Consider the following 247-nt stretch of genomic DNA (forward strand, 5'->3'; position numbering starts at 1 on the left):
GGGTGGACCGGCACCGATCTACCTGCTGGTCAAGGCATCAGGCACCTCGGCCACGCCGCAGGGGCGAGACCGCCGCGACTACCGCCGGCATTGGACGCCGCTGCACCTGGACTGGATAGTGAAGGACCTGGCTGTCGCCCTGGCACGCGCCGTGGCCGCAGGCGCACGCGTGGAACGGCCGCCGGAAACCCATGCCTGGGGCCGCATCGCCCTGCTCGCCGAGCCGTTCGGCCACGGCTTCTGCCTG

Annotated in this window: 1 protein-coding gene; it reads left to right on the forward strand. The window is 72.1% G+C overall.

What is annotated here, in order from left to right:
* Positions 1-247, forward strand: a 247-nt coding sequence (locus ACQG3P_RS21410) for a VOC family protein (RefSeq protein WP_426806180.1), incomplete at both ends; no start/stop codon positions are given.

The organism is Stenotrophomonas sp. SrG, assembly GCF_050031795.1.
Lineage (GTDB): Bacteria > Pseudomonadota > Gammaproteobacteria > Xanthomonadales > Xanthomonadaceae > Stenotrophomonas > Stenotrophomonas rhizophila_A.